22 protein-coding genes are annotated in these 22080 nt (G+C 74.8%); 9 read left to right on the top strand and 13 right to left on the bottom strand.

What is annotated here, in order from left to right; genetic code table 11:
- Positions 1 to 135 precede the first annotated feature (135 nt).
- Together yaaA and eda are read left to right on the top strand one after the other, a co-directional pair.
- Positions 136 to 903, top strand: a complete 768-nt coding sequence (yaaA, locus tag IE326_RS28110) for a peroxide stress protein YaaA (protein WP_150227897.1) — start codon at positions 136 to 138, stop codon at positions 901 to 903.
- Between the two features lie 112 nt (positions 904 to 1015).
- Positions 1016 to 1675 (top strand): bifunctional 4-hydroxy-2-oxoglutarate aldolase/2-dehydro-3-deoxy-phosphogluconate aldolase, encoded by a 660-nt coding sequence (gene eda / locus IE326_RS28105; protein WP_150227898.1) that lies wholly within the window; start codon positions 1016 to 1018, stop codon positions 1673 to 1675.
- On the opposite strand, the gene IE326_RS28100 is transcribed toward eda, so the two are convergent.
- From IE326_RS28100 to IE326_RS28080, 5 genes are all read right to left on the bottom strand, one after another.
- The gene (locus tag IE326_RS28100) at positions 1650 to 2522 is read right to left on the bottom strand and encodes a GNAT family N-acetyltransferase (RefSeq protein WP_190043675.1); all 873 of its coding nucleotides are present in this window, start codon (positions 2520 to 2522) and stop codon (positions 1650 to 1652) included. The genes eda and IE326_RS28100 overlap by 26 nt on opposite strands.
- Before the next feature lie 65 nt (positions 2523 to 2587).
- Positions 2588 to 3940, bottom strand: coding sequence for a bifunctional RNase H/acid phosphatase (locus IE326_RS28095; protein WP_190043674.1), 1353 nt, complete (start codon positions 3938 to 3940; stop codon positions 2588 to 2590).
- Positions 3940 to 4683 (bottom strand): zinc ribbon domain-containing protein, encoded by a 744-nt coding sequence (locus IE326_RS28090; protein ID WP_190044235.1) that lies wholly within the window; start codon positions 4681 to 4683, stop codon positions 3940 to 3942. The genes IE326_RS28095 and IE326_RS28090 overlap by 1 nt, the downstream gene beginning before the upstream one ends.
- On the bottom strand, positions 4680 to 5510 hold the full coding sequence (locus IE326_RS28085) for a Nif3-like dinuclear metal center hexameric protein (protein WP_190043673.1): 831 nt from the start codon (positions 5508 to 5510) through the stop codon (positions 4680 to 4682). The genes IE326_RS28090 and IE326_RS28085 overlap by 4 nt, the downstream gene beginning before the upstream one ends.
- Before the next feature lie 75 nt (positions 5511 to 5585).
- Positions 5586 to 6617: an ABC transporter substrate-binding protein gene (locus IE326_RS28080; protein ID WP_150227902.1), complete on the bottom strand. Its 1032-nt coding sequence runs from the start codon at positions 6615 to 6617 to the stop codon at positions 5586 to 5588.
- A gap of 240 nt (positions 6618 to 6857) precedes the next feature.
- Between IE326_RS28080 and IE326_RS28075 the strand changes: the two genes are divergently transcribed.
- Both IE326_RS28075 and IE326_RS28070 read left to right on the top strand, forming a co-directional pair.
- Positions 6858 to 8027 carry a hypothetical protein gene (locus IE326_RS28075; RefSeq protein ID WP_190043672.1) on the top strand — a complete coding sequence of 390 codons (1170 nt, stop codon included), beginning with the start codon at positions 6858 to 6860 and terminating at the stop codon, positions 8025 to 8027.
- A 42-nt stretch (positions 8028 to 8069) separates the two neighbouring features.
- Positions 8070 to 8219 (top strand): hypothetical protein, encoded by a 150-nt coding sequence (locus tag IE326_RS28070; protein ID WP_190044290.1) that lies wholly within the window; start codon positions 8070 to 8072, stop codon positions 8217 to 8219.
- An 89-nt stretch (positions 8220 to 8308) separates the two neighbouring features.
- Here the strand turns inward: IE326_RS28070 and IE326_RS28065 are convergent, their stop codons facing one another.
- The 3 genes from IE326_RS28065 to chsH3 are packed head-to-tail and all read right to left on the bottom strand — an operon-like array spanning position 8309 to position 11241.
- A complete protein-coding gene (locus IE326_RS28065) occupies positions 8309 to 9253 on the bottom strand; it encodes a 3-oxoacyl-ACP reductase (RefSeq protein WP_190043671.1) in 945 nt (314 codons plus the stop codon).
- Positions 9254 to 9285: 32 nt separating this feature from the next.
- Entirely contained in the window at positions 9286 to 10362 is a 1077-nt protein-coding gene (locus IE326_RS28060) for a Zn-dependent alcohol dehydrogenase (RefSeq protein WP_190043670.1), read from the bottom strand.
- Positions 10363 to 10386: 24 nt separating this feature from the next.
- Entirely contained in the window at positions 10387 to 11241 is an 855-nt protein-coding gene (gene chsH3 / locus IE326_RS28055; RefSeq protein ID WP_150227906.1) for an enoyl-CoA hydratase ChsH3, read from the bottom strand.
- A 337-nt stretch (positions 11242 to 11578) separates the two neighbouring features.
- Here chsH3 and IE326_RS28050 point away from each other — a divergent pair, with 337 nt between their 5' ends.
- The 5 genes from IE326_RS28050 (at position 11579) to IE326_RS28030 (ending at position 16626) form a co-directional block, all read left to right on the top strand.
- Complete coding sequence (locus tag IE326_RS28050) at positions 11579 to 12499, top strand: ABC transporter ATP-binding protein (protein WP_150227907.1); 921 nt, start codon at positions 11579 to 11581, stop codon at positions 12497 to 12499.
- On the top strand, positions 12496 to 13272 hold the full coding sequence (locus IE326_RS28045) for an ABC transporter permease (protein WP_229915721.1): 777 nt from the start codon (positions 12496 to 12498) through the stop codon (positions 13270 to 13272). The genes IE326_RS28050 and IE326_RS28045 overlap by 4 nt, the downstream gene beginning before the upstream one ends.
- A 34-nt stretch (positions 13273 to 13306) precedes the next feature.
- Positions 13307 to 14551 (top strand): sensor histidine kinase, encoded by a 1245-nt coding sequence (locus IE326_RS28040; protein WP_190043669.1) that lies wholly within the window; start codon positions 13307 to 13309, stop codon positions 14549 to 14551.
- A 72-nt stretch (positions 14552 to 14623) separates the two neighbouring features.
- Complete coding sequence (locus tag IE326_RS28035; RefSeq protein ID WP_190040889.1) at positions 14624 to 15808, top strand: IS701 family transposase; 1185 nt, start codon at positions 14624 to 14626, stop codon at positions 15806 to 15808.
- A gap of 185 nt (positions 15809 to 15993) precedes the next feature.
- Entirely contained in the window at positions 15994 to 16626 is a 633-nt protein-coding gene (locus IE326_RS28030) for a response regulator transcription factor (protein WP_150232634.1), read from the top strand.
- Here the strand turns inward: IE326_RS28030 and IE326_RS28025 are convergent.
- The 5 genes from IE326_RS28025 to IE326_RS28005 all read right to left on the bottom strand — a co-directional run bounded on the left by IE326_RS28025 (position 16623) and on the right by IE326_RS28005 (position 22069).
- Positions 16623 to 17336 (bottom strand): response regulator transcription factor, encoded by a 714-nt coding sequence (locus IE326_RS28025; protein WP_190043668.1) that lies wholly within the window; start codon positions 17334 to 17336, stop codon positions 16623 to 16625. The two genes, IE326_RS28030 and IE326_RS28025, sit on opposite strands and share 4 nt — an antisense overlap.
- Complete coding sequence (locus tag IE326_RS28020) at positions 17333 to 18499, bottom strand: sensor histidine kinase (protein ID WP_190043667.1); 1167 nt, start codon at positions 18497 to 18499, stop codon at positions 17333 to 17335. Before IE326_RS28020 ends, IE326_RS28025 begins: the two co-directional genes overlap by 4 nt.
- Positions 18500 to 18506: 7 nt before the next feature.
- Positions 18507 to 19202, bottom strand: coding sequence for a DUF998 domain-containing protein (locus tag IE326_RS28015; protein ID WP_190043666.1), 696 nt, complete (start codon positions 19200 to 19202; stop codon positions 18507 to 18509).
- A 124-nt stretch (positions 19203 to 19326) separates the two neighbouring features.
- The gene (locus IE326_RS28010) at positions 19327 to 20829 is read right to left on the bottom strand and encodes an MFS transporter (protein WP_190043665.1); all 1503 of its coding nucleotides are present in this window, start codon (positions 20827 to 20829) and stop codon (positions 19327 to 19329) included.
- A 49-nt stretch (positions 20830 to 20878) separates the two neighbouring features.
- Positions 20879 to 22069, bottom strand: a complete 1191-nt coding sequence (locus IE326_RS28005; protein ID WP_190043664.1) for a lipid-transfer protein — start codon at positions 22067 to 22069, stop codon at positions 20879 to 20881.
- Positions 22070 to 22080: the final 11 nt, after the last annotated feature.

Below are 22080 nucleotides of genomic sequence, written 5' to 3'. Positions count from 1 at the left end.
GGGCGGGGGACGGGGGGCGGCACGTCGTGGGGCGGGTGGGGGGCGGGGGCGATGTCGTGGAGGGGGGCTCCGGACCTCGTACGCTGGCTGGTCGGGGCCGCATCCCCGTTCGCGTACGTATGAAGGAGAACCACCGTGCTCGTGCTGCTGCCGCCCTCCGAAGGCAAGGCGTCCTCCGGGTCCGGGGCGCCGCTCAAGCCGGAGTCGCTGTCGCTGCCGGGGCTCGCGGAGGCGCGGGCGGCCGTCCTGGACGAGCTGGTCGAGCTGTGCGCCGCCGACGAGGAGAAGGCGCGCGAGGTGCTGGGGCTGAGCGAGGGACTGCGCGGCGAGGTCGCGAAGAACGTCGGGCTGCGCACGGCCGGCGCCCGGCCGGCCGGGGAGGTCTACACCGGGGTGCTGTACGACGCGCTGGGCCTGGCCACGCTGGACGCGGCCGCCCGGGAGCGGGCCGGGGCCTCGCTGCTGGTCTTCTCCGGGCTGTGGGGCGCGGTGCGGGTGACGGACCGGATCCCGTCGTACCGCTGCTCGATGGGGGTGAAGCTGCCGGGGCTCGGCGCGCTGGGGGCGCACTGGCGGGGCGCGATGGCGTCGGTGCTGCCGGAGGCGGCCGGGGACGGGCTGGTGCTGGACCTGCGCTCGTCGGCGTACGCGACGGCGTGGCGGCCGAAGGGCGAGGTGGCGGCGCGGACCGCGACGGTACGGGTGCTGCACGCGCCGACCCGGAAGGTGGTCAGCCACTTCAACAAGGCGACCAAGGGGCGGATCGTGCGGAGCCTGCTGGAGTCGGGCGCGGTCCCCGGGACGCCCGCGGAGCTGGTGGAGGCGCTGCGGGGGCTCGGGTACGTGGTGGAGACCGGGGCGAAGGCGGGGGCGCTGGACGTGCTGGTGGACGAGATCCACTGAACTGCTGGTGGACGGGATCCGCTGAGCTGCTGCAAACGAGATCCACTGAGCTGCTGTTGCAGCATGCGCAACGGTCGTTGCGGTAGTTGGTGGCGCCGGTCAGGATGAGGGCATGTCCCTCACCCCCGGTCTCCTCGCGCTCGCCCCGCACGTCCCCGTCGTCCCCGTGGTGGTGGTCGAGGACGCCGCCGACGCGGTGCCGCTGGCCCGCGCCCTGGTGGCCGGCGGGCTGCCGCTGATCGAGATCACCCTGCGCACCCCCGCCGCGCTCGACGCGGTGCGGGCGGTCGCGGCCGAGGTGCCGGAGGCGGTGGTCGGGGCGGGGACGGTGGTCTCGGCGGCCGGTGCGGCGGACGCGGTACGGGCCGGGGCGCGGTTCCTGGTGAGTCCGGGGTGCTCGGGGCGGCTGCTCGGGGCGCTGCGGGACTCGGGCGTGCCGTTCCTGCCGGGCGTCTCGACCGCCTCCGAGGTGCTGGCCCTCCTGGAGGAGGGCGTCACGGAGCTGAAGTTCTTCCCCGCGGAGGCGGCGGGCGGCGTGCCGTACCTGAAGTCCCTGGCGGGTCCGCTGCCGCAGGCCCGTTTCTGCCCGACCGGCGGCGTCACGGCCGCCTCCGCCCCCGCCTACCTCGCCCTGCCGAACGTCGCCTGCGTCGGCGGCACCTGGATGCTGCCGCCGGACGCCCTCGCCGCCCGCGACTGGGGACGGGTGGAGGCGCTGGCCCGTGGGGCGGCGGGGCTGCGGGCGCCTACGGCCGGGGTGCCGGGCCGGTGAAGCGGACGCCGAGGTGATCGGTCACCGGACGGTAGCCGAGGCGCCGGTAGAGGGCGTTGCTGGTGGGGTTGGCGAGGTCGGTGAAGAGGACGACCTGCGGGGCCCCGGAGGCGAGGGCGGCACGGGTGATCGAGGCGGTGACGCCGGCGGCGTGGCCGCGGCCGCGGTCGGCGGGCGGGGTGTAGACGAGGTGGACGCGGGTCTGGCCCCCGGTCGTGCGGGAGCGGGCGGCCATCGACACCGGGCGGCCGTCGGGCGCCTCCCAGAGGTGGAGGCGGCCCTCGGTGATCCGCTCGGTGAGGGGGCCGGTGTGGTCCGCGGCGGGTTCCTCGCCGATGTCGCGGACGAAGTCGGTGGTCCAGTCGCGCAGGAGCGGGAGGTCCGCCTCGGTGGCGGGGCGGGCGCGGCCGGGCGGGGCCGGGTCCGGCGGGACGAGCTCACCCAGGCGGAAGAGGCGGGTGCGGGTGAGGAGGCCGGGGGCGGGCGCGGGGGTTTCGCCGGGCGTCCGCGGCTTCCCGTGCGTCTTCCCGTGCGTCTTTTCGTGTGCCGTCGTGTACGCCTCCACCGCCGCCGTCTCGCCGCGCAGCTCCCGCAGGCCGGCGCCGTCCGGCAGGGCCGGGGCCAGCGCCCGGGCCGCCTCGACGGGCAGGGCGCCCAGGGACACGGCGCCGGGCGGGGATTCGGCGAGGACGCCGGTCACGGCGCCGTCCCGGCCGGTCCACCAGCCGAGCTGGCGGGCCCCGTCCGCCAGGGTCAGCACCAGGGCGTTGCGGACCGGGTCGGCCTCCAGGAACGCGCCCGCGACGGCGCGGAAGGTCTCCGGCTCGGAGGTGAAGTGCCAGCTCATGCGGAGATGGTGGTACGGGTGGGGGCGCGGCCGCCACCGATTTGCCCGGGTGCGGAGCCGGGTGCTCAGCGCCTGAGGTGCGAGGTGTCGTTGAGGAGGCGCACGGAGGCGTTGCCGTCGGCGTAGTAGGCGACGGCGGAGAGCGAGGCGGCCGACAGTTCCATCTTGAACAGCGACTCCGGCGGGGCGCCGAGGGCCAGCCGGACCAGGGTCTTGATGGGCGTGACGTGGCTGACGAGGAGGACCGTGCGGCCCGCGTGCGCGGCGGCCAGCCGGTCGCGGGCGGAGGCGACCCGGCGGGCCACGGTCGCGAAGCTCTCGCCGCCGCCGGTGGGGGCGGCCTTCGGGGAGGCGAGCCAGGCGTCCATGTCCTCCGGGTACCGCGCGCGGACCTCCGCGAAGGTGAGGCCCTCCCAGGCGCCGAAGTCGGTCTCGCGGAGTCCCGGTTCGACCACGACGTCCAGGCCGAGCCGGCCGGCGACGGCCTCGGCGGTCTGGCGGCAGCGGGCGAGGGGGGAGCTGACGACGTGCTGGACCGTGCCTCTCGCGGCGAGCGCGTCGGCGACGGCGGCGGCCTGGCGGCGGCCCGCCTCGGAGAGCTCCGGGTCCGAGCCCCCGCTGCCCGAGAAGCGCTTCTCGGGAGTGAGCGCGGTCTCGCCGTGGCGGAGCAGGACGAAGGTCGCGGGGGCGGCCATGTCGGGGGCGGGGCCTGCGGGCGCGGGACCTGCGAGGGCGGGCGCCGGTGCGGGCTCGGCAGCAGGCGGGTCCTGGACGCCGGTGCCCGGCACCGGGGGCTGTGCCCACCCGTTCCGCCCTGCGGAACGATTGCCCACAGCCGGGACGGCGGGGCCCTCGGGCGCGGCGCCGGTGGTCGGAGGGGGCGTGGCCGCGGTCGTCAGAGCGGCTCGGGCTCGGGCCGCGCCCGCTTTGGCGTCGCCCGGAGGACCCTCGGGTGGGAGGGTCGCCGCGTCGCGGGCCGCGGAGGTGTCGCGGGGGGACCACTGTTCGCCGCGCTTGCCCGCGTCCATGGCTTCGTTGGCCAGGCGGTCGGCGTGTTTGTTGCGCTCGCGGGGGATCCACTCGTAGGAGACCCGGTCGGCGGGGAAGGCGCGGGCGGCCTCCGCCGCGAGGGGCTTCATGTCCGGGTGCTTGATCTTCCAGCGGCCGGACATCTGCTCGACGACGAGCTTGGAGTCCATCCTGACCCGGACCGCGGCGTCGGGTGCCAGGTCCAGGGCGGCGCGGAGGCCCGCGATGAGGCCCTTGTACTCGGCGACGTTGTTGGTCGCGACGCCGATGTACCCGGCGGCCTCCGCGAGGGTCTCGCCCGTGGCCGGGTCGAGGACGACGGCGCCGTAGCCGGCGGGCCCCGGGTTGCCCCGGGAGCCGCCGTCCGCCTCGACCACGAGCTCGCGCATTACAGGCCGGACTCCGCCGTGCGGACGAGGATCCGGCGGCAGTTCTCGCAGCGCACGACCGTGTCCTTCGCGGCGGCGCGGACCTCGTTGAGCTCGGTGATGTTGAGCTCGATGTGGCAGCCCTCGCACTTGCGCTGGTAGAGGCGGGCCGCGCCGATGCCGCCCTGCTGCTCGCGGAGCTTGTCGTACAGCTTGAGGAGGTCGGCCGGGACGGTGCCGGCGACGACCTCGCGCTCCTTGGCGACGCCGGCGGCCTCCTCGTCGAGGGCGGCCTGGGCGGCGTCGCGGCGGCCGGTGGCGTCGTCGACCTTGCCCTGGACGGCGTCGACGCGGCCGGTGAGCTCGCCGACGCGCTCCTGGGCGGACTCGCGGCGCTCCATCACCTCCAGGACGACCTCTTCCAGGTCGCCCTGGCGCTTGGCGAGGGAGGTGATCTCGCGCTGGAGGTTCTCCAGGTCCTTCGGGGAGGAGACGGCGCCGGAGTCGAGGCGCTGCTGGTCGCGGGCGGCGCGCTGGCGGACCTGGTCGACGTCCTGCTCGGCCTTGGTCTGCTCGCGGGCGCAGTCGCTCTCCTCGGTCTGCGCGGCGACGAGCAGGTCGCGCAGCTGGGTGAGGTCCTTGGTCAGCGCCTCGATCTCCGCGTGCTCGGGCAGCGCCTTGCGCTTGTGGGCGAGCTGCTGGAGGCGGACGTCCAGGGCCTGGACGTCGAGGAGGCGGATCTGGTCGGCGGGCGCGGCGTTCAGTTGGGGGCTCCAGGGGAGGTGTGGTGGGAGGACCAGGGGTCGGTGACCGTCTTCGAGACGTGGACGCGGAGGTCCCAGCCGTGGCGGTCGGAGATCGTGTCGAGCTGTGCGGCGGCCTGTTCGCACCAGGGCCACTCGGTGGCCCAGTGGGCGGCGTCGACGAGGCCGAGCGGGCCCGAGGAGGACGCGGCCTGGGTGGCCTCGGAGACGGGGTGGTGGCGCAGGTCGGCGGTGAGGAAGGCGTCCACGCCGGCCGCGCGCACGGCGCCGAAGAGGCTGTCGCCGGAGCCGCCGCTGACGGCGACGCGGCGCAGGAGCATGCCGGGGTCGCCGGCGACCCGGATGCCCTGCGCGGTCGCGGGCAGCCGCTTCGCGGCGCGGGCGGCGAAGTCGGCGAGGGTCTCGGGGTGGTCGAGCTCGCAGATCCGGCCGAGGCCGTTCTCGGGCACGAGCGGGCCGGTGACGCGCAGGCCGAGGGCGCCGGCGAGGGCGTCGGAGACGCCGGGGTCGGCGGTGTCGGCGTTGGTGTGGGCGACGTGCAGGGCGACGTCGTGCTTGATCAGGGTGTGCACGACGCGGCCCTTGAAGTGGCCGGCCGCGACCGTCGTCGTCCCGCGCAGGTAGAGCGGGTGGTGGGTGACGATCAGGTCGGCGCCGAGGGCGACGGCCTCGTCGGCGATCTCCTGGACGGGGTCGACGGCGAAGAGGACGCGGGTGACCTCGGCGTCGGGGTCGCCGCAGACGGTGCCGACGGCGTCCCACGACTCGGCCTGCTCGGGCGGCCAGAGGGCGTCGAGCTCGGCGATGACTTCAGACAGACGGGGCACGGAGGAAAGGCTACCTGTCCTCCGTGCCCCGCCGTCCTGGCCCGTGGGCGACGCCCCGGCCGGGCGCCCCGCGGCCTACTTCACCAGGTCGGCGCGCAGGTCGTCGAGGACGCTGTTCGCGGCGGTCACGCCGAGGCCCAGGTACCAGGTCTCGTCCGGGACGTCCTTGGCCTGGCCGGCCTTGACGGCCTTGAGGTTCTTCCAGAGCGGGTTGCCCTGGGCGGCGTCCTTCTTGGTGGCCTCGGCGTCGCCGTAGACGCCGGTGAAGATCCAGTCGCCGTCGGCCTGGTCGATCTTCTCGGGGCTGATCTCGGCCGCGAGCTCGTCGATCTGCTGGTTCTTCGGGCGGGGCAGGCCCGCGTCCTCCAGGATGGTGCCGATGAACGACGCCTTCGCGTAGAGGCGGATCTTGCCCGGGAGGTAGCGGACCATCGAGACGGTCGGCTTGTTCGGGCCGACGTCCTCGCCCAGCTTCTTCGCCTTGGTCTCGTACGCGGCGAGCTTCGCCTTCGCCTCGGCGGTCTTGTCGAGGGCGGCGGCGTTGAGGAGGTAGTTCTCCTTCCAGGTGAAGCCCGGGCGGATGGAGAAGACGGTGGGCGCGATCTTCGACAGCTCGTCGTACTTGTCGGCGGCGCGGAGCTGGCTGCCGAGGATGAGGTCGGGCTGGAGGTTGGCGATGGCCTCCAGGTTGAGGTTGTTGATGGTGCCGACCGACTTGGGGCTGCCGGCGTCCTCGGCGAGGTAGCCGGGGATGCCGTCGTCGCCCTCGGAGGGGGCGTAGCCGACGGGCTGGACGCCGAGGGAGACGACGTTGTCGAGCTCGCCGACGTCGAGGACGACGACCCGCTTGGGGGCGGCCTTGATCTCGCTCTTGCCCATGGCGTGGGTGAGGGTGCGGGGGAACTGCCCGGCCTCGGCGTCGGTGCCCAGGGCGGCGGTCTTGGCGGCGGCGTCGCCGAAGTCCTTGCCGCCGGTGGCGACGTCCTTCTTCTTCGCCGCGTCCTCCTTCGCGGAGGCGTCGTTCGATTCGCCGCCTCCGCAGGCCGCGAGGGAGAGCGCGGCGGCGAGGGCGACGGCGGCGGCGGTGCCGCGGCGGCGGAGGGACATCGGGAGGCTCCTCTTCGATGGCGGACGTCGAGGTGGGACGGGGGTACGGGGGTTCCGCGGCGGAGCCACAGGATCCGCTTAGGTTCGCCTTACCTTACGTACCCCTGGCCCCGGGAGCACAACCGGCCCCCTCCGCTCCGTCGAACCGGTGCACCGCCACCCTTATGTGTGAAGTGCGCGGGGTCGTGTTGTTCGGCAGGAAGTGCGAAAACTAGCTTCGTGGCCGGAGGTGACGAGTCGATGACAGCGTGTGCCATCGAGACCGCGGCCGAGGACGGCGACCACGAGGGGATGCCCGTCCGTCCCCCGGGGGGCTTCGCGATCACGGCGAACGGCGCGTACGCCGCCCGGCTCGCGGGTTCCGGGGACGCCCTGTACGCGGAGCGCTGGACGCTCGACGGCCCGGAGCCGTACGCCGTGCCGCTCCCCCTGGACCAGCCGGAGGAGCCGGACGCCCGGCTGGTGCCGCTGGCCGACGGGCGGGTCCTGGTGTGCCGCGCGGTGGACGGACGGCGGCACACCTTCTCGCTGCTGTACCCGACCGGTCCCGGGACGGGCGAGCTGCAGCTCGGGGCGGTGGAGGCCCCGGGCCCGGGGCCCGTCGTCCTGCTGCCGCCCTCCCCCGACAGGAGCTGCGCGTACGCGATGCACGCGGGCCCCGAGGTCACGGTGGTGTGGCTGGTGGCGGGCGGCGCCTTCGGCCCGGAGCGGGTCGCGGAGGTCCCCGGGCACTGCGCGGGCGGGGTCTGGCTGGACCGTACGGGGCGGATGCTGGCGCTGGACCGGCGGCTGGGCGACGGGCCGGTGAAGACGGTCGCGGTGGACCTGGAGCGGGGCGGCGAGGTGTCCCCGCTGCTCCAGATCACCGAGACGAGCGATGACCGGCTGCTGCTGGCGGATCCGGACAGCGGGCTGCTCCTGATCCGTTCGGACGCGCCCTCGCCGGGGCACGAGCGGCTGGGCTGGGGGGTGCTGGGGAGCCTGCTCCCGGTGCGCTTCCCGGAGTGCCTGCGGCTGGACGACGCGGCGGTGACGCCCTTCGCGGTGCAGCCGGGGCAGGTGCTGATGCCGGAGAGCTGCGGGGTGGCGCTGCGGATCGACGCGGCGGGCGGCAGCTGGGTGGGGCTGTGGCGGCCCTCGGGGCGGCGGATGCACCAGGTGGCGGCGCCGCCCGGGTGGCTGGCGGGGGCGGGGGCGTGGTCGGCGGAGGGCGTGCTGCGGCTGCCGTGCTCGACGCCGGAGCTGCCGTGCGCGCTGGCCGGGCTGACGGTGCCGGAGGAGCCGGAGCCCCTGGTGGAGGTGGAGCGGGAGGCGGCGCCCGCGGAGGCGCCGGAGGGGGAGCGGCCGCGCGTCTGCCGGCCGGTGCCGCTCCAGCAGGCGCCCCTGACGGACCGTAGACCCGCTGGTTAGAATCTCCGCCGCACCACAGCACGTGTAGGGCAAGTCAACGGGGTGAGCACCACCATGGCGGACGACAGCACGCAGACCGCGCAGGAATCGCAGGGCGCGGGCGCCGGACGGCACCGCGGCCCGGCCGCGTCGGCGGAGGAGCCCTCCTCCGCCGCGCACGGCCGGCACCGCCGGGAGGGGGAGGAGGGCTAGTCCCCTCCCCCTCGAAGCGCGGTGAAGGGCCCCGGGGGATCCGCTCCCCCGGGGCCCTTCGCCGTCCCCTCCACCCCCCGGTGTGCGGTTCAGCCCTTCTTCAGGCCCAGCACCTCGGCCGCCGCGAAGGTCTCGTTGGGCGGGCGCTCCGCGAAGTACGGCGAGAGCAGTCCGTCCAGTTCCTCGTAGCCGAAGGCTTCCTTGGCGGTGTCGAACTTGGCGGCCACCCGGGGCCGTTCGACGACCGCGACCATACCGCCGTGGACGACGAGCAGCTGTCCGTTGACCCGGGCGGCGGCCGGGGAGGCGAGGTAGCCGACGAGCGGGGCGACGTGCTCGGGCGACAGCGGGTCGAGCTCGTCCTCGCCGGAGGGTTCGGCGAAGCCGGCGAAGACGTCCTCCGTCATGCGGGTCCGGGCGCGCGGGCAGATGGCGTTGGCGGTCACGCCGTACTTGGCGAGCGCGAGCGCCGTGGAGGTGGTCAGGCCGACGATGCCGCCCTTGGCCGCCGCGTAGTTGGGCTGTCCCGCGGATCCGGCGAGGAATGCCTCGGAGGAGGTGTTGACGATCCGGCCGTAGACGCCGGTCTCCCCCGCCTTGGCCCGGCCGCGCCAGTGCACGGCCGCGAAGTGGGTGGTGTTGAAGTGGCCCTTGAGGTGGACGCGGACGACCGAGTCCCACTCGTCCTCGCTCATGGAGAAGATCATCCGGTCGCGGAGGATGCCCGCGTTGTTGACCAGGACGTCGAGCTTGCCGAACTCGGCGACGGCCAGGTCGACCAGGGCCCGCGCGGTCTCGAAGTCGGAGACGTCGCCGAGGTGGGCGACGGCCCGGCCGCCGGCGGCGGTGATCTCGGCGGCCACCTCCTCGGCGGGGGCGGCCGACGCCTCCCCGGAGCCGTCCCGGCCGGGCTGCCCGTAGTCGTTGACGACGACGGACGCGCCGAGCCGGGCCAGTTCGAGCGCCTCGGCGCGGCCGAGTCCGCGTCCGGCGCCGGTGACGATCGCGCTCAGCCCCTCAAGAGGCAGTGTCATGACGGGTCCTCTCGGTTCTCGGTGCGGGGGCGTCAGATCTCGATGCAGGTGCGGAGGGCCGTGCCGGTCCGCATCTGTTCCAGGGCCTCGTTGACGTTCGCCAGCGGGACCCGGTGGGTGATGAGCGACTCCAGGTCGATGCGGCCGGCCCGCCAGAGGGCGATGGCCCGCTCGTACGACCGCAGGACGTCCCCGCCGCCGTACATCGAGGGCAGGATCCGCTTCTCGTCGAAGAACAGCTCGAACATGTTGAGCTGGAGGTTGTCGTCCATGGCGCCGGCGCCGACGACGCAGAGGGTGCCGCCGCGCCGGGTCGTCTCGTACGCGGTGCGTGCGGTGGCGGACCTGCCGACGACCTCGAAGACGTAGTCGAAGCCCTCGCCGGCGGTGATCCGCTGCTTGGCGTCGGCCAGTCCCTCGGGGGCGACGGCCTCGGTGGCGCCGAAGCGGAGGGCGGCCTCGCGGCGGGACGCGACGGGGTCGACGGCGACGATCTGGGCCGCGCCCCGGAGCTTGGCGCCCTGGATCGCGGAGATGCCGACGCCGCCGCAGCCGATGACGGCGACCGAGGAACCGGCCTCCACCTTGGCGGTGTTGATGGCGGCGCCGAGGCCGGTGGTGACGCCGCAGCCGATGAGGGCGGCGATGTCGAAGGGCACGTCGTCCGGGATGGGGACGGCGCAGCCGGCGTCGACGACGACCTCCTCGGTGAAGGTGCCGGTGCCGGCGAAGCCGAAGACGTCCCCGCCGGGGCGCTTGAAGTTGGGGGTGCCGGCGTTCATGAAGCCGGCGAGGCAGAGCTGGGTCTGGCCGCGCCTACAGGCGGGGCAGGAACCGCAGGCGGGGAGCCAGCAGAGCAGGACCCGCTGGCCCGGGGTCAGTCCGGTGACGCCGTCGCCGACGTCGAGGATCTCGCCGGCGCCCTCGTGGCCGGGGATGAAGGGGGCGGGCTGCGGCAGGACGCCGCTCATGGCGGAGACGTCGGAGTGGCACAGGCCGGTGGCCCGCACCCGGATCCGCACCCTGCCCGGGCCGAAGCCCACCGCCTCGACGTCGTCGAGGACCTCCAGTTTGTCCTGGCCGATCTCGTGCAGTACGGCTGCGCGCATGGTGCGGCTCCCTCCGGGACGGATCTACGAGTGGGTGACGAGGGTGTCGGCGAGGACCGGGGCGTCGTCGCGCTCGACGGCCGTCACCGTGACCTGGACGCGGCCGTCCCCGGCCCACATCCGGACGCGCAGGGTCTCGCCGGGGAAGACGACCCCGGCGAAGCGGGTGCGGTAGGCGCGGACCCGGGTGACGTCGCCGCCGAGCAGCGTGTCGACCACCGCCTTGAGCGTCATGCCGTAGGTGCACAGGCCGTGCAGGATCGGGCGGTCGAAGCCCGCGAGGGCGGCGAACTCGGGGTCGGCGTGGAGCGGGTTCCAGTCGCCGGAGAGGCGGTAGAGCAGGGCCTGTTCCTCGCGGACCGGGCGCTCGACGGTCCTGTCGGGCTCGCGGTCGGGGAGTTCGAGGCGCTCGGAGGGGCCGCGGTCGCCGCCCCAGCCGCCCTCGCCGCGGACGAAGATCTGGGCGTCGGAGGTCCACAGCGGGCCCTCGTCGTCGGCGGCCTCGGAGCGGAGCACGAGGATGGCGGCCTTGCCCTTGTCGTGGACGGCGGCGACGCGGGAGGTGGAGACGGCCCGGCCGCCGGTGGGCAGCGGGCGGTGGAGGGTGATCGACTGGCCGCCGTGGAGGACGGCGGCGAGGTCGATGTCGATGCCGGGGGCGGAGAGCCCGCCGACGACCCCCATGCCGGCGCCCGCGACGGTGGCGAAGCTGGGCAGGACGTGGAGCCGGGACTCCAGGGTGTAGCGCAGTTCCGCCGGGTCGGTGGCGGGGCTGCCGGCGCCGAGGCCGAGGTGGTAGAGCTGGACGTCCTTGTGGTCCCAGGCGATCTCGGCGCTGCGGGGTTCCGCGGCGAGGGCCTTGGCGGCGTCGATGGGCATCGGCTTGCTGCTCCTTGGAGGTCCTTGGAGGGGAAGACCTCGGCGCGACCGTCCGCACCGTCGGTCACGCCGAGGCCGTGCGGGAACCGTCCCGTACGCGCCGATGTAGAACGCGTTCCAGTTCGGTGTCCCCCATGTATAGCGGAGGGGCGGGGCGTTGGGAACCCTCGTACGCCACTTGCCTGACGGTACGTCAGTTAGCTGGAGAACCCCCACGCATACCGCACTTGACGGCACGTCAGGCACGTGCGGAGGGAGCCGCCCGGGACATTTGTCACCGCCAGGTCCGTACGCCGGGACCTGCCGGGCCCGGCCCCCCGCTCCGTACCTTCGGAGCATGACGAAGGAACCCGCGGCCGTCTTCGAGGCGGTCACCAAGACCTACGGCTCCGTCCGGGCCGCCGACGGCGTGGACCTCACCGTCCGGCGCGGCGAGACCCTCGCCCTGCTGGGGCGCAACGGCGCCGGGAAGTCCACCGCCATCGGCATGCTGCTCGGCCTCGACGTCCCCGACGGCGGCCGGATCTCGCTCCTCGGCACCACCCCCGAGCAGGCCGTCCTCGCGGGCCGGGTCGGGGCGATGCTCCAGGAGGGCCGCGCGGTCTCCCGCGTCACCGTCCGCGAGCTCGTCGGCTTCGTCGCCCGGACCTACCCCCGGCCGATGCCCGTCGCGGACGCCCTCGCCCTCGCCGGGCTCACCGCCCTCGCCGACCGGCGGGTGGACCGCCTCTCCGGCGGCCAGGCCCAGCGGGTCCGGTTCGCCGTCGCGCTGGCCGGCAACCCGGAGCTGATCGTCCTCGACGAGCCGACCTCCGCGCTCGACGTGGAGGCCCGCGGCGAGTTCTGGGAGGCCATGCACGGCTACGCCCGGCGGGGCAACACCGTCCTGTTCTCCACCCACTACCTGGAGGAGGCCGACTCCTTCGCCGACCGGATCGTCGTCCTCGACGCCGGACGGGTCGTCGCCGACGGCACGCCCGAGGACCTGAAGCGGGCGGCCGGCGGGGCGCTCGTCTCCCTCGACCTGGGCGGCGCCCCGTCCGCGTACCTCTCCGGCCTGCCCGGGGTGACCGAGGTGGAGATCCGGGGCGACCGCGCCCGGCTCCGCACCGACGACTCCGACGCGACCGTGCGGGCGCTGGCCGCGCGGGACGCGATCCGGGGCCTCGAAGTGGCCCCGCTCACCCTCAACGACGCCTTCCTCGCCCTCACCCGCGCCCGCGCGGGCGCCACCCCGGAACCGGAGCCGAGCCGATGAGCACCCCCACCTCCTCCCCCGCGACCCCGCCGGCCCCCTCGGTCCTCTCGACCACCGCCGCCTACGTCGGCCTGGAGACCCGCCGCGCCCTGCGGGACCCCGGCTTCGTCATCTCCACCATCGGCGTCCCGGTCATGATGTACCTGCTCTTCACCAACCTCGGCGGACAGAACGACCCCGCCTACAGGACGGTCGCGATGGTGGGCATGGCCGCGTACGGGGCGATGGGCGCGGCCCTCTCGCTGGGCACCGGCGTCGCCGAGGACAAGTCCACCGGCTGGCTGCGGCAGCTGCGGATCACGCCGATGACCCCGCGCCGGGTCGTCACCGGGCGGGCCCTGACCGGCACGGTCGTGGTGCTGCCGGCGATCGCCGCCATCCTGCTGGCGGGCGGCCTCCTCAACGGCGTGCGGATGTCCCCCGCGCACTGGGCGGCGGTGGCCGTCGCGCTGTGGCTCGGCTCGCTGCCCTTCACCCTGCTCGGCCTCGGCAACGGCTACCGCCTCTCGGCGCAGACCGCCGGCGTGGTGAACGTGGCCTGCAACCTCGGCCTGGCGGTCGTCGGCGGCCTGTGGTTCCCCGTCTCCCTCTTCCCCGGCTGGCTGGCCGGGCTGTCCGCCTGGACGCCCACGAACCGCTTCGCGGAACTGGGGGCGGCCCTGGCCGGGGGGCGCGCGCCGGGAGCCGCGGGCCTCGCGGTGATCGCCGGCTGGGCGGTGCTCTTCGGCGGCTACGCGGCGGTCTCGTACCGTCGTTCCGCACGGACGGTCTGACGGGGGGCGCGGGATGCGGAACGGGTGGCGCGGCATGCGGAACGGGTGGCGGAAGCGGCGGCGGGAGCGGTGCGAGGCCCGCCAGGACCGGGGTCCGAGCGGGCTAAGCCTCCTGCCGTGGCTGCTGATGGGGATGGGCTCGCTGTCCCACCTCATCAGCGGCGAGGCCGCCAACCCCTGGCTGGGCCTGGCCGGTCTGCTGGCCTTCAACACGCTGTACATCGCGATCGTCTTCCGCGCCTTCGACCGGGTCCGGCGCGAGACCGCCACCACGTGGGTCCTGCTGGGCGCCCTCGCCGCCGTCACCTTCGCCCTCGCGGCCGGCTACGGCCGCGAGTGGCTGCTGCTCTTCCCGCTGCTCGGCCTGGCGCTCGGCGCGGTGGCGCGGGGCGGCCGGGAACTGCGGCTCCTCACCTTCCCCCTGGTCGCGGCGGTCGGCGTCGTCACCTTCTGGCGGGACGGCTGGGACTCCGTCGGGATCGTGTACGGGACCTTCATCTCGACCATGGTGACGGCGGCGATCCTCGCGCTGAACGAGACGGTCGGCGAGCTGCGGGCCACCCGCGAGGAGCTGGCCCGGTCGGCGGTGGAGAAGGAGCGGCTGCGCTTCTCCCGCGACCTGCACGACCTGCTCGGTCACACCCTGTCCGTGATCGTGGTGAAGTCGGAGGCGGCCCGGCGGCTGGCCCCCCGCGACCTGGACGCGGCGCTCGGGCAGGTCGCGGACATCGAGTCGGTGGGCCGGCAGGCGCTCACCGAGATCCGGGAGGCCGTCACGGGCTACCGGGAGGGCAGCCTGGGCACGGAGCTGGACCGGGCGCGCGACGCGCTCTCCTCGGCGGACGTGGAGCCGGTGGTACGGCGCTCGGGCCCGCCGCTGGAACCGGCCGCCGAGGCCCTGCTGGGCTGGGTGGTGCGGGAGGCGGCGACGAACGTGGTCCGGCACGCGGACGCCACCCGCTGCGAGATCGCGGTCGCGAGCGGCCCGGAGCGGGTCCGCCTCACCGTCACCGACGACGGCCGCCGCCCCGCCCCGGACACGAACACGGGCACGGGCGCGGGCACTGGCACGGGCACTGGAACTGGCACAGGCACAGGCACAGGCGCGGGCGCGCCGGGCAGCGGCCTGCGCGGTCTGCGCGAGCGCCTCTCCGCCGCCGGCGGCACCCTCACCGCCGGCCCCGCCCCGAACGGCGGCTTCCGCCTCACGGCGGAACTCCCGGTGACGGCGGAACTCCCGGCGCCCGGGGATCCGGACACGGCCGCGCACCCCTCCTGACCGGAAGGAAACGGCCTAGTACTGCAACGGTGTTTGCCGTGACTGGTGGCCAGGTCGTTCGTTGGTGTGTTCATGGGTGGGGAACTTGCTGATGCCCGGTCGTGGGCGGGTGAACTGAGGTCTCTGCATGAGCGGTTCGTGCACCGGTTTGCCAGGTCGGAGCCGCGTGAGTCGGCGCTTGCGTATATGCGGGGACTGATCGCTCCGCTGGAGCGGAAGAACGGCTGGACGCTTGCCGAGGAGGCCGGGCATGCGGGCCCGGACCGGCTCCACCGGCTCCTGAACCGGATCGAATGGGACGCGGACGAGGTGCTGGACGACGTGCGCGAGTACGTCGTCGAGTACCTCGGAGACCCAGGTGCGGTGCTGATCGTGGACGACACCGGCTTCCTGAAGAAAGGGGTCCGGTCGGCCGGGGTTCAGCGGCAGTACTCCGGCACGGCCGGCCGGACGGAGAACTGCCAGGTCGGGGTCTTCCTCGCCTATGCCACCGGCCGCGGCCGCACCCTGATCGACCGGCGCCTTTACCTGCCGGCGTCCTGGACCGACGACCGTGAACGGTGCCGGCGGGCCGGTATCGGCGACACGGTTGTCTTCGAGACCAAGGTCGCGATGGCGAGGGCGATGGTCCGCCGGGCGATCGAGGAGAAGATTCCGTTCGGGTGGGTGACCGCGGACGCCGGCTACGGCTACTCGAAAAGCTGGCGGTCCGAGCTGGAGCGGGCGGATGTCTTCCATGTCATGGCCACCACCCGTCACGACACCGTCGTGACCCGCTGGGCCCTGGACCATCCGGTTCACGACCTGTTCCACGACCTGCCCAGACAGAAGTGGAAACGCCGTTCCTGCGGCAACGGGGCCCACGGACCGCGGGTCTTCGACTGGGCCAGGGTCGAGGTGCGGCCCTGGCACCGGGAGGACCGGCGGCACTGGGTGATCGCCCGCCGCAGTGTCCGCCGGCCCGAGGAGATCTCCTACTACATCGCCTACTGCCCCGCCGGCACCACACTTGACCAGCTGATCCATGTCGCCGGCAGCCGGTGGGCGGTCGAGGAGTGCTTCCAGAGCGCGAAGCAGGAGTGCGGCCTGGACGACTACCAGGTCCGCCGCTACCCCGGCTGGCACCGACACATGACTCTGGCCATGGCCGCCCATGCCTGCCTGACCGTGCTGCGGGCCCGCGAACTCGACGCCGGGAAAGCAGAAACGGATCCTCCGGCCTCGTCCCCCTCAGCCTTCCCGAGCTCAGACGCCTGATCCACCGCCTCACCCACCGCCGACCGGTCTCGGTCGACCACGTCCTGCACTGGTCGACCTGGCGCCGCCGACGACAACACCAAGCCCGCATCAGCCACTACAAACAACGCGGCCACACACCCCCATAACCTGGCCACCAGTCACAGCAAACACCGTTGCAGTACTAGGCTTCGACCGTGAACAAGATGCCGCGCGACCACCGGCCCGCCAAGTCCGTACGGGTGCTCCTCGCCGAGGACCAGGGGATGATGCGCGGGGCGCTCGCGCTGCTGCTCGGGCTCGAACCGGACATCGAGGTGGTCGCCCAGGTGGGGCGGGGCGACGAGATCGTGGAGCGGGCGCTGGTGGCGCGGCCCGACGTGGCGCTGCTCGACATCGAGCTGCCGGGGCGGTCGGGGCTCGACGCGGCGGCGGAGCTGCGGGACGAGGTGCCGGACTGCCGGGTGCTGATCCTGACGACCTTCGGCCGGCCCGGGTACCTGCGGCGGGCGATGGAGGCGGGCGCGGCCGGGTTCCTGGTGAAGGACGGGCCGGTGGAGGAGCTGGCGGAGGCGGTGCGGAAGGTGCTGCGGGGCGAGACGGTCATCGATCCGGCGCTCGCCGCGGCGGCGCTCGGCGCGGGTCCGAACCCGCTGACGGCCCGGGAGCGGGAGGCCCTGTCGGCGGCGGTCGACGGGGCGACGATCGCGGACATCGCGGGGCGGCTGCGCCTGTCGGAGTCGACCGTGCGCAACTACCTGTCGTCCGCGATCGGCAAGACCGGCACCCGCAACCGCATGGAGGCGGCGCGGGCCGCGCGGCAGCAGGGCTGGCTCTAGGCCGGGCGCTCCGGGGCCTCCGTGCACTCGTCGGCCTGTGCTCCCGGGACGACGAGGCCCGTCTCGTAGGCGAGGATGACCAGTTGGGCGCGGTCGCGGACGCCCAGTTTGGCGAGGGCCCGGGTGATGTGGGTCTTGGCGGTGAGGGGGCTGATGACGAGCCGGGCGGCGATCTCGTCGTTGGAGAGGCCGGTGGCGACGAGGCGGGTGAGCTCGCGTTCGCGGGCGGTGAGGACGGACAGCCGCTCGGGGGTGACGGCGGGGGCGGCCGGGCGGTGGGCGAACTGCGCGACCACCCGGCGGGTCGCGCTCGGGGAGAGCAGGGCGTCCCCGGCGGCGACGGCGCGGACCGCCTGCCGGAGGTCGTCGGGCTCGATCTCCTTGGTGAGGAAGCCGCTGGCGCCCGCGCGGAGGGCGGCGAAGACGTACTCGTCCGTCTCGAAGGTGGTGAGGACGATGACCCGGCACTCCGTCAGGTCGGGGTCGCCGGTGAGGGTCCGGGTGGCGGTGAGGCCGTCCGTGCCGGGCATGCGGATGTCCATGAGGACGACGTCGGGGCGGACGGCGCGGGCGGTGCGGACGGCCTCGTCGCCGGTGCCGGCCTCGCCGACGACCTCGATGTCCTTGGCACGCGCGAGGAGGCTGCGGAAGCCGGCCCGGACGAGGGCCTGGTCGTCGGCGAGGAGCACCTTGATCGTCTCGGTCGTCATGGCCCGAAGCCTGGCACAGGGACGACGGCCCGGACGAGCCAGCCGTCGCCGTCGCCGGGCCGCCCTGCGGTGAGTTCGCCGCCGAGGGCGTGGACGCGTTCGGTCATGCCGCGGATGCCGTGCCCGGGGGCGGCGGGCGGGCCGGGCGGGACCGGACCGTCGTCGGCGACGGTCACCTCGACGCGGCCGTCCCCGATCCGGACGGCGACGTCGGCACGGGAGGCGCCCGCGTGGCGGACGGTGTTGGTGAGGGCCTCCTGGACGACGCGGTGGACGGCGAGGGAGACGGGGGCGGGGACGGCGGCGGGGTCGCCGGTCGTCTCCAGGCGGACGTCCAGGCCGGCCGTGCGCGTCCGGTCGACGAGGGCGGCGAGTTCGGGGACCCCGGCGGCGGGTTCCTTCGGGTCCTCGCCCGGGGCGCGCAGGACGTGGACGAGGGCGCGGAGGTCGCGGACGGCGGCGGTGCGGACCTCCTGGGCGGTGGCGAGGGCGGCGCGGGCCTCCGCCGGGGAGTCGTCCAGGGACTCGGCGGCGACGCGGAGCTGGAGGCCGACGACGGTGAGGGTGTGGCCGACGACGTCGTGGAGTTCGCGGGCGATGTCGAGGCGGGCCTCGGCGATGCGGCGGCCGGCCTCCAGGTCCCGGGCGCGGGCCTCCTTGAACAGGCGGGCTTCGCGTTCGGCGCGCCAGCGGAGGCGGTCGCGGTGGGCGGTGGCGGCGGCGAGGAGCAGCGCCAGCCACAGGGCCTCGGCGCCCAGTGAGGCGAGGGCCTCGCGGGGGCCGGTGCCGGAGGTGGGCACCTCCCAGGCGGCGGCGAAGGCGAGTTCGGTCAGGCCGACGCCCACCGCCCAGGGCAGGCCGGGGCGGCCGGGCCGGTCGTCGGCGGCCAGCGCGGCGTACGCGACGGACACCGGCCACACCCAGCCGGTGTCGGTGAGGCCGGAGGTGCGGAAGACGATGACGGCCTGCACGGACAGCAGCAGGACGGTGAGCGGCCACCGGCGGCGGCCCAGGAGCAGCAGGCCCAGCCAGAGGGCGAGCGGCAGGGCGCCCGCCAGGTCGAGCCGGCCGCCGAGGCGGGCGGTGCCCGCGAGGACGGCGACGGCGGTGACGGCCGCGAGCAGCCCGTCGGTGGAGGTGGGTTTCCACGCCGGTCGGTCCATGGAGTGATCATGCACGGCGGGTCCGCCCCCGGCCAGAGCCCGCGGCGAGGGCGAGGACGAGCCAGCCGAGGTCGGCGGCGAGCACCAGGCGCTCGACGAGGCCGACCGGGGTCGGGGCGCCGGCGAAGCCCAGGGACGGGCCGCCGTCCATCACGTCGACGAGGAAGACGGCGAGGGCGGCGGTGGTCAGGACCGAGGCCGCGGCGAGGGCGGTGAGGGCGGGGCGCAGCCGGGGCCGGCGGGCGGCCAGGGCGCGGCGGAGCAGGACGGCGGCCGTGGGGAGGGCGGCGAAGGCGAGGAAGGCGGCGTTGCCGTGGACGAGTTCGGAGGGGGAGGGGCGGTGGTGGTGGCCGGGCGGGTCGGCGGGGAAGACGCCCGCGACCAGGATTCCGGCGGTCCACACCACCAGGGCGGTGCGGGCCGCGCGGCCGCCCGTCCCCCACAGGCGTGCGGTGAGGAGGGCGGAGGCGGCGGCGACGGCCAGCAGGGAGGCGGGGAGCAGCAGGCCGGCGGTGCCGTGGACGTAGCGGCTGAGGGTCTCGCTCACCAGGTCGTAGCGGGGGTTCAGGAGTTCCACCGCCGTCATGGCGAGGACTCCGGCGCCGATCAGGGCGAGCGGTGCGAGCGGGGCGATCCGGGCGAGCGGAGCGCGTACCTCCGTGGCCGTCGCCGTCGTCATGCCGTCCTGCGTGGTCGTCGTCATGCCGTCCTCTCCCTCTCCTGTTTCCTGCACGTCGTTTCCGGTGGTCAGGACGGTACGGAGGGGGAGGGGACGGCCGCGTCCTCCCGGCGCGGGCGCTTCGGCGTACACCGGACGGTGGCGGGGGTCAGCCCTTCTGCACCGTTCGGTGTACGGCCCGGGGCAGCCAGAGCGCCATGAGGACGGCCGCGGCGAGGAGGACGCCGGTGGAGACGCGGAAGGCCATGGCGTAGCCGGGGACCAGGGAGGCGGCGGCCGGGGTGCCGAGGGAGAGGGGCGTGGGGGTGGTGGAGGCGGCGACGGTCGTCAGGGTGGCGAGGCCGAGGGCGCCGCCCATGGTGCGGGAGGTGTTGACGAGGCCGGAGACGAGGCCCGCGTCGCCGGGGGCGGCGCCGGAGGTGGCGAGGGTGGCGAGCGGGGTGGTGGCGAGGCCGATGCCGCCCATCATGAGGATGCCGGGGCCGAGGATGGTGGTGAGGAAGGTGCCGTCGGCGGTCAGGGTGGACTGCCAGGCGAAGCCCGCGGCGGCGACGAGGATGCCGGTGAGGGCGAGGGCGCGGGCGCCGGTGAGGGCCATCAGGCGGGGCGCGGTCTTGGAGCCGACGAGGACGGCGAGCGAGCTGGGGACGAGGGCGAGGCCGGCCTGGAGCGGGGTGTAGCCGAGGACGTTCTGGGCGTAGACCGTCATGAAGAACCACATGCCGAAGGAGCTGGAGCCGCACAGCATGATGCCGACGTTGGCGGCGGAGACGGCGCGGTTGCGGAAGATCCCGAGCGGCACGAGGGGGGCGGCGGTGCGGGCCTCGACGGCGACGAAGAGGGCGAGCAGGGCGAGGCCGCCGAGGAGCGGCAGGAGGGTGGCGGGGGCGGTCCAGCCGGCCATCTCGGTCTGCACGATGCCGTACGCGAGGGTGGCGAGGCCGCCGGTGACGAGGACGGCGCCGGGCAGGTCGAGGCGGCGGCCCGCGGCGGTGCGGGACTCGCGCAGGCCGAGGGCCGCGGCGGCGAGGACCAGGATGCCGACGGGGACGTTGACGAGGAGGACCCAGCGCCAGTTCAGGAGGTCGACGAGGAGGCCGCCGACGAAGCCGCCCGCGGCGCCGCCGGCCGCGCCGACGGCCGTCCAGGTGCCGATGGCCCGGGTGCGGGCGGCGCCGGCGGGGACGGCGGCGGTGACGAGGGTGAGGGTGGCCGGGGAGAGGGCCGCCGCGCCGAGGCCCTGGGCGGCCCGGGCGCCGATGAGCCAGCCGCCCTCGGGGGCGATGCCGCCGACGACGGAGGCCGCGGTGAAGAGCCCGAGGCCGGCGAGGAACATGGTCTTGCGCCCGTAGAGGTCGGCCGCGCGCCCGCCGAGCAGCATGAAGCCGGCGAAGGCGATCGCGTAGGCGTTGAGAACCCACTGGAGGCCGAGGGAGCCGAGGTCGAGGTCGGCCTTCATCGAGGGCAGGGCGACGTTCATGACGGACACGTCGAGGACGACGAGGAACTGCCCGGCGCAGGCGACGAGGACGACCAGCCAGGGGCGGGGCGGGCGTGTGGAGGGGCGGGCGGCGGTTCCGGGGCCGGCGGTGGGGCCGGAGGGGGTTCCGGCGGCGGGGTCGGAGGTGGGGTCGGAGTCGGTCTGCGGCATGGATGTCATGGTCGCAGACCGGCTCCGCCCCGTACATGGAGAGAAAGACCTACGACCTGCGCAGGAGGGTGACCACCGCCGCGCCGCCGAGGCCGATGTTGTGGGCGAGGCCGACGCGGGCGCCGGGGACCTGCCGGGCGGCGGCCTCGCCGCGGAGCTGCCAGACGAGTTCGGCGGTCTGGGCGAGACCGGTGGCGCCGAGGGGGTGGCCCTTGGAGATGAGGCCGCCGGAGGGGTTGACCACCCACCGGCCGCCGTGGCCGGTGGCGCCGGACTCGACGAGCTTGCCGGAGGCGCCCTCCTCGCACATGCCGAGGGCCTCGTAGGTGAGGAGTTCGTTGACGGAGAAGCAGTCGTGGAGCTCGATGACGTCGACGTCCTCGATGCCGAGGCCGGACGTCTCGTAGACCTGCCGGGCGGCCTCCCGGGACATGGGGCGGCCGACGGCGTCGATGCAGGAGCCGGAGGCGAAGGACTCGCCGGTGTCGGTGGTCATGGCCTGGGCGGCGATCTCCACGGCCCGGTCCTCCAGGCCGTGTTCGGCGACGAAGCGCCCGGAGACGACGAGGGCGGCGGCGGCCCCGTCCGAGGTGGGCGAGCACTGGAGCTTGGTGAGGGGCCGGTGGACGGTCTTCGAGGCGAGGATCTCGTCGACGGTGTGGACGTCCTGGAACTGGGCGTTCGGGTTGCGGGAGGAGTGGAGGTGGTTCTTGGCGGCGACGGCGGCGAGCTGCGCCTCGGTGGTGCCGTACCGCTCCATGTGCTCGCGGGCGGCGTTGCCGAAGATCTGCGCGGTGGGCGGGGACGCCTCGAAGCCGTGGGCGGCGGCCATGATGCCGTAGTGCCGGGCGACGGGCGAGGTCTTGAAGTCGCCCGCGCCGGAACCGCCGCCCAGGGATCCGCGGCTCATCTTCTCGAAGCCGAGGGCGAGGACGCAGTCGGCGACGCCGCCCTCGACGAACTGGCGGGCGGTCATGAGGGCGGTGGAGCCGGTGGCGCAGTTGTTGTTGAGGTTGTAGACGGGCAGTCCGGTGAGGCCGAGCTCGTAGACGGCCCGCTGGCCGGCGGTGGACGCCTGGAAGCAGTACCCCACGGCGGCCTGTTCGACCTTCCCGTAGGGGATCCCGGCGTCGGCGAGGGCGGCGGTGCCGGCCTCGCGGGCCATGTCCCAGTACTGCCAGTCCCGGGTCTCGGGCTTCTCGAACTTCGTCATGCCGACACCGACGACGTACGACTTCATGGGGGCCTCTC

This window comes from Streptomyces filamentosus (assembly GCF_014654895.1).
Classification (GTDB): Bacteria; Actinomycetota; Actinomycetes; order Streptomycetales; family Streptomycetaceae; genus Streptomyces; species Streptomyces filamentosus.
This window is presented reverse-complemented; position numbering and strand designations above follow the sequence as displayed.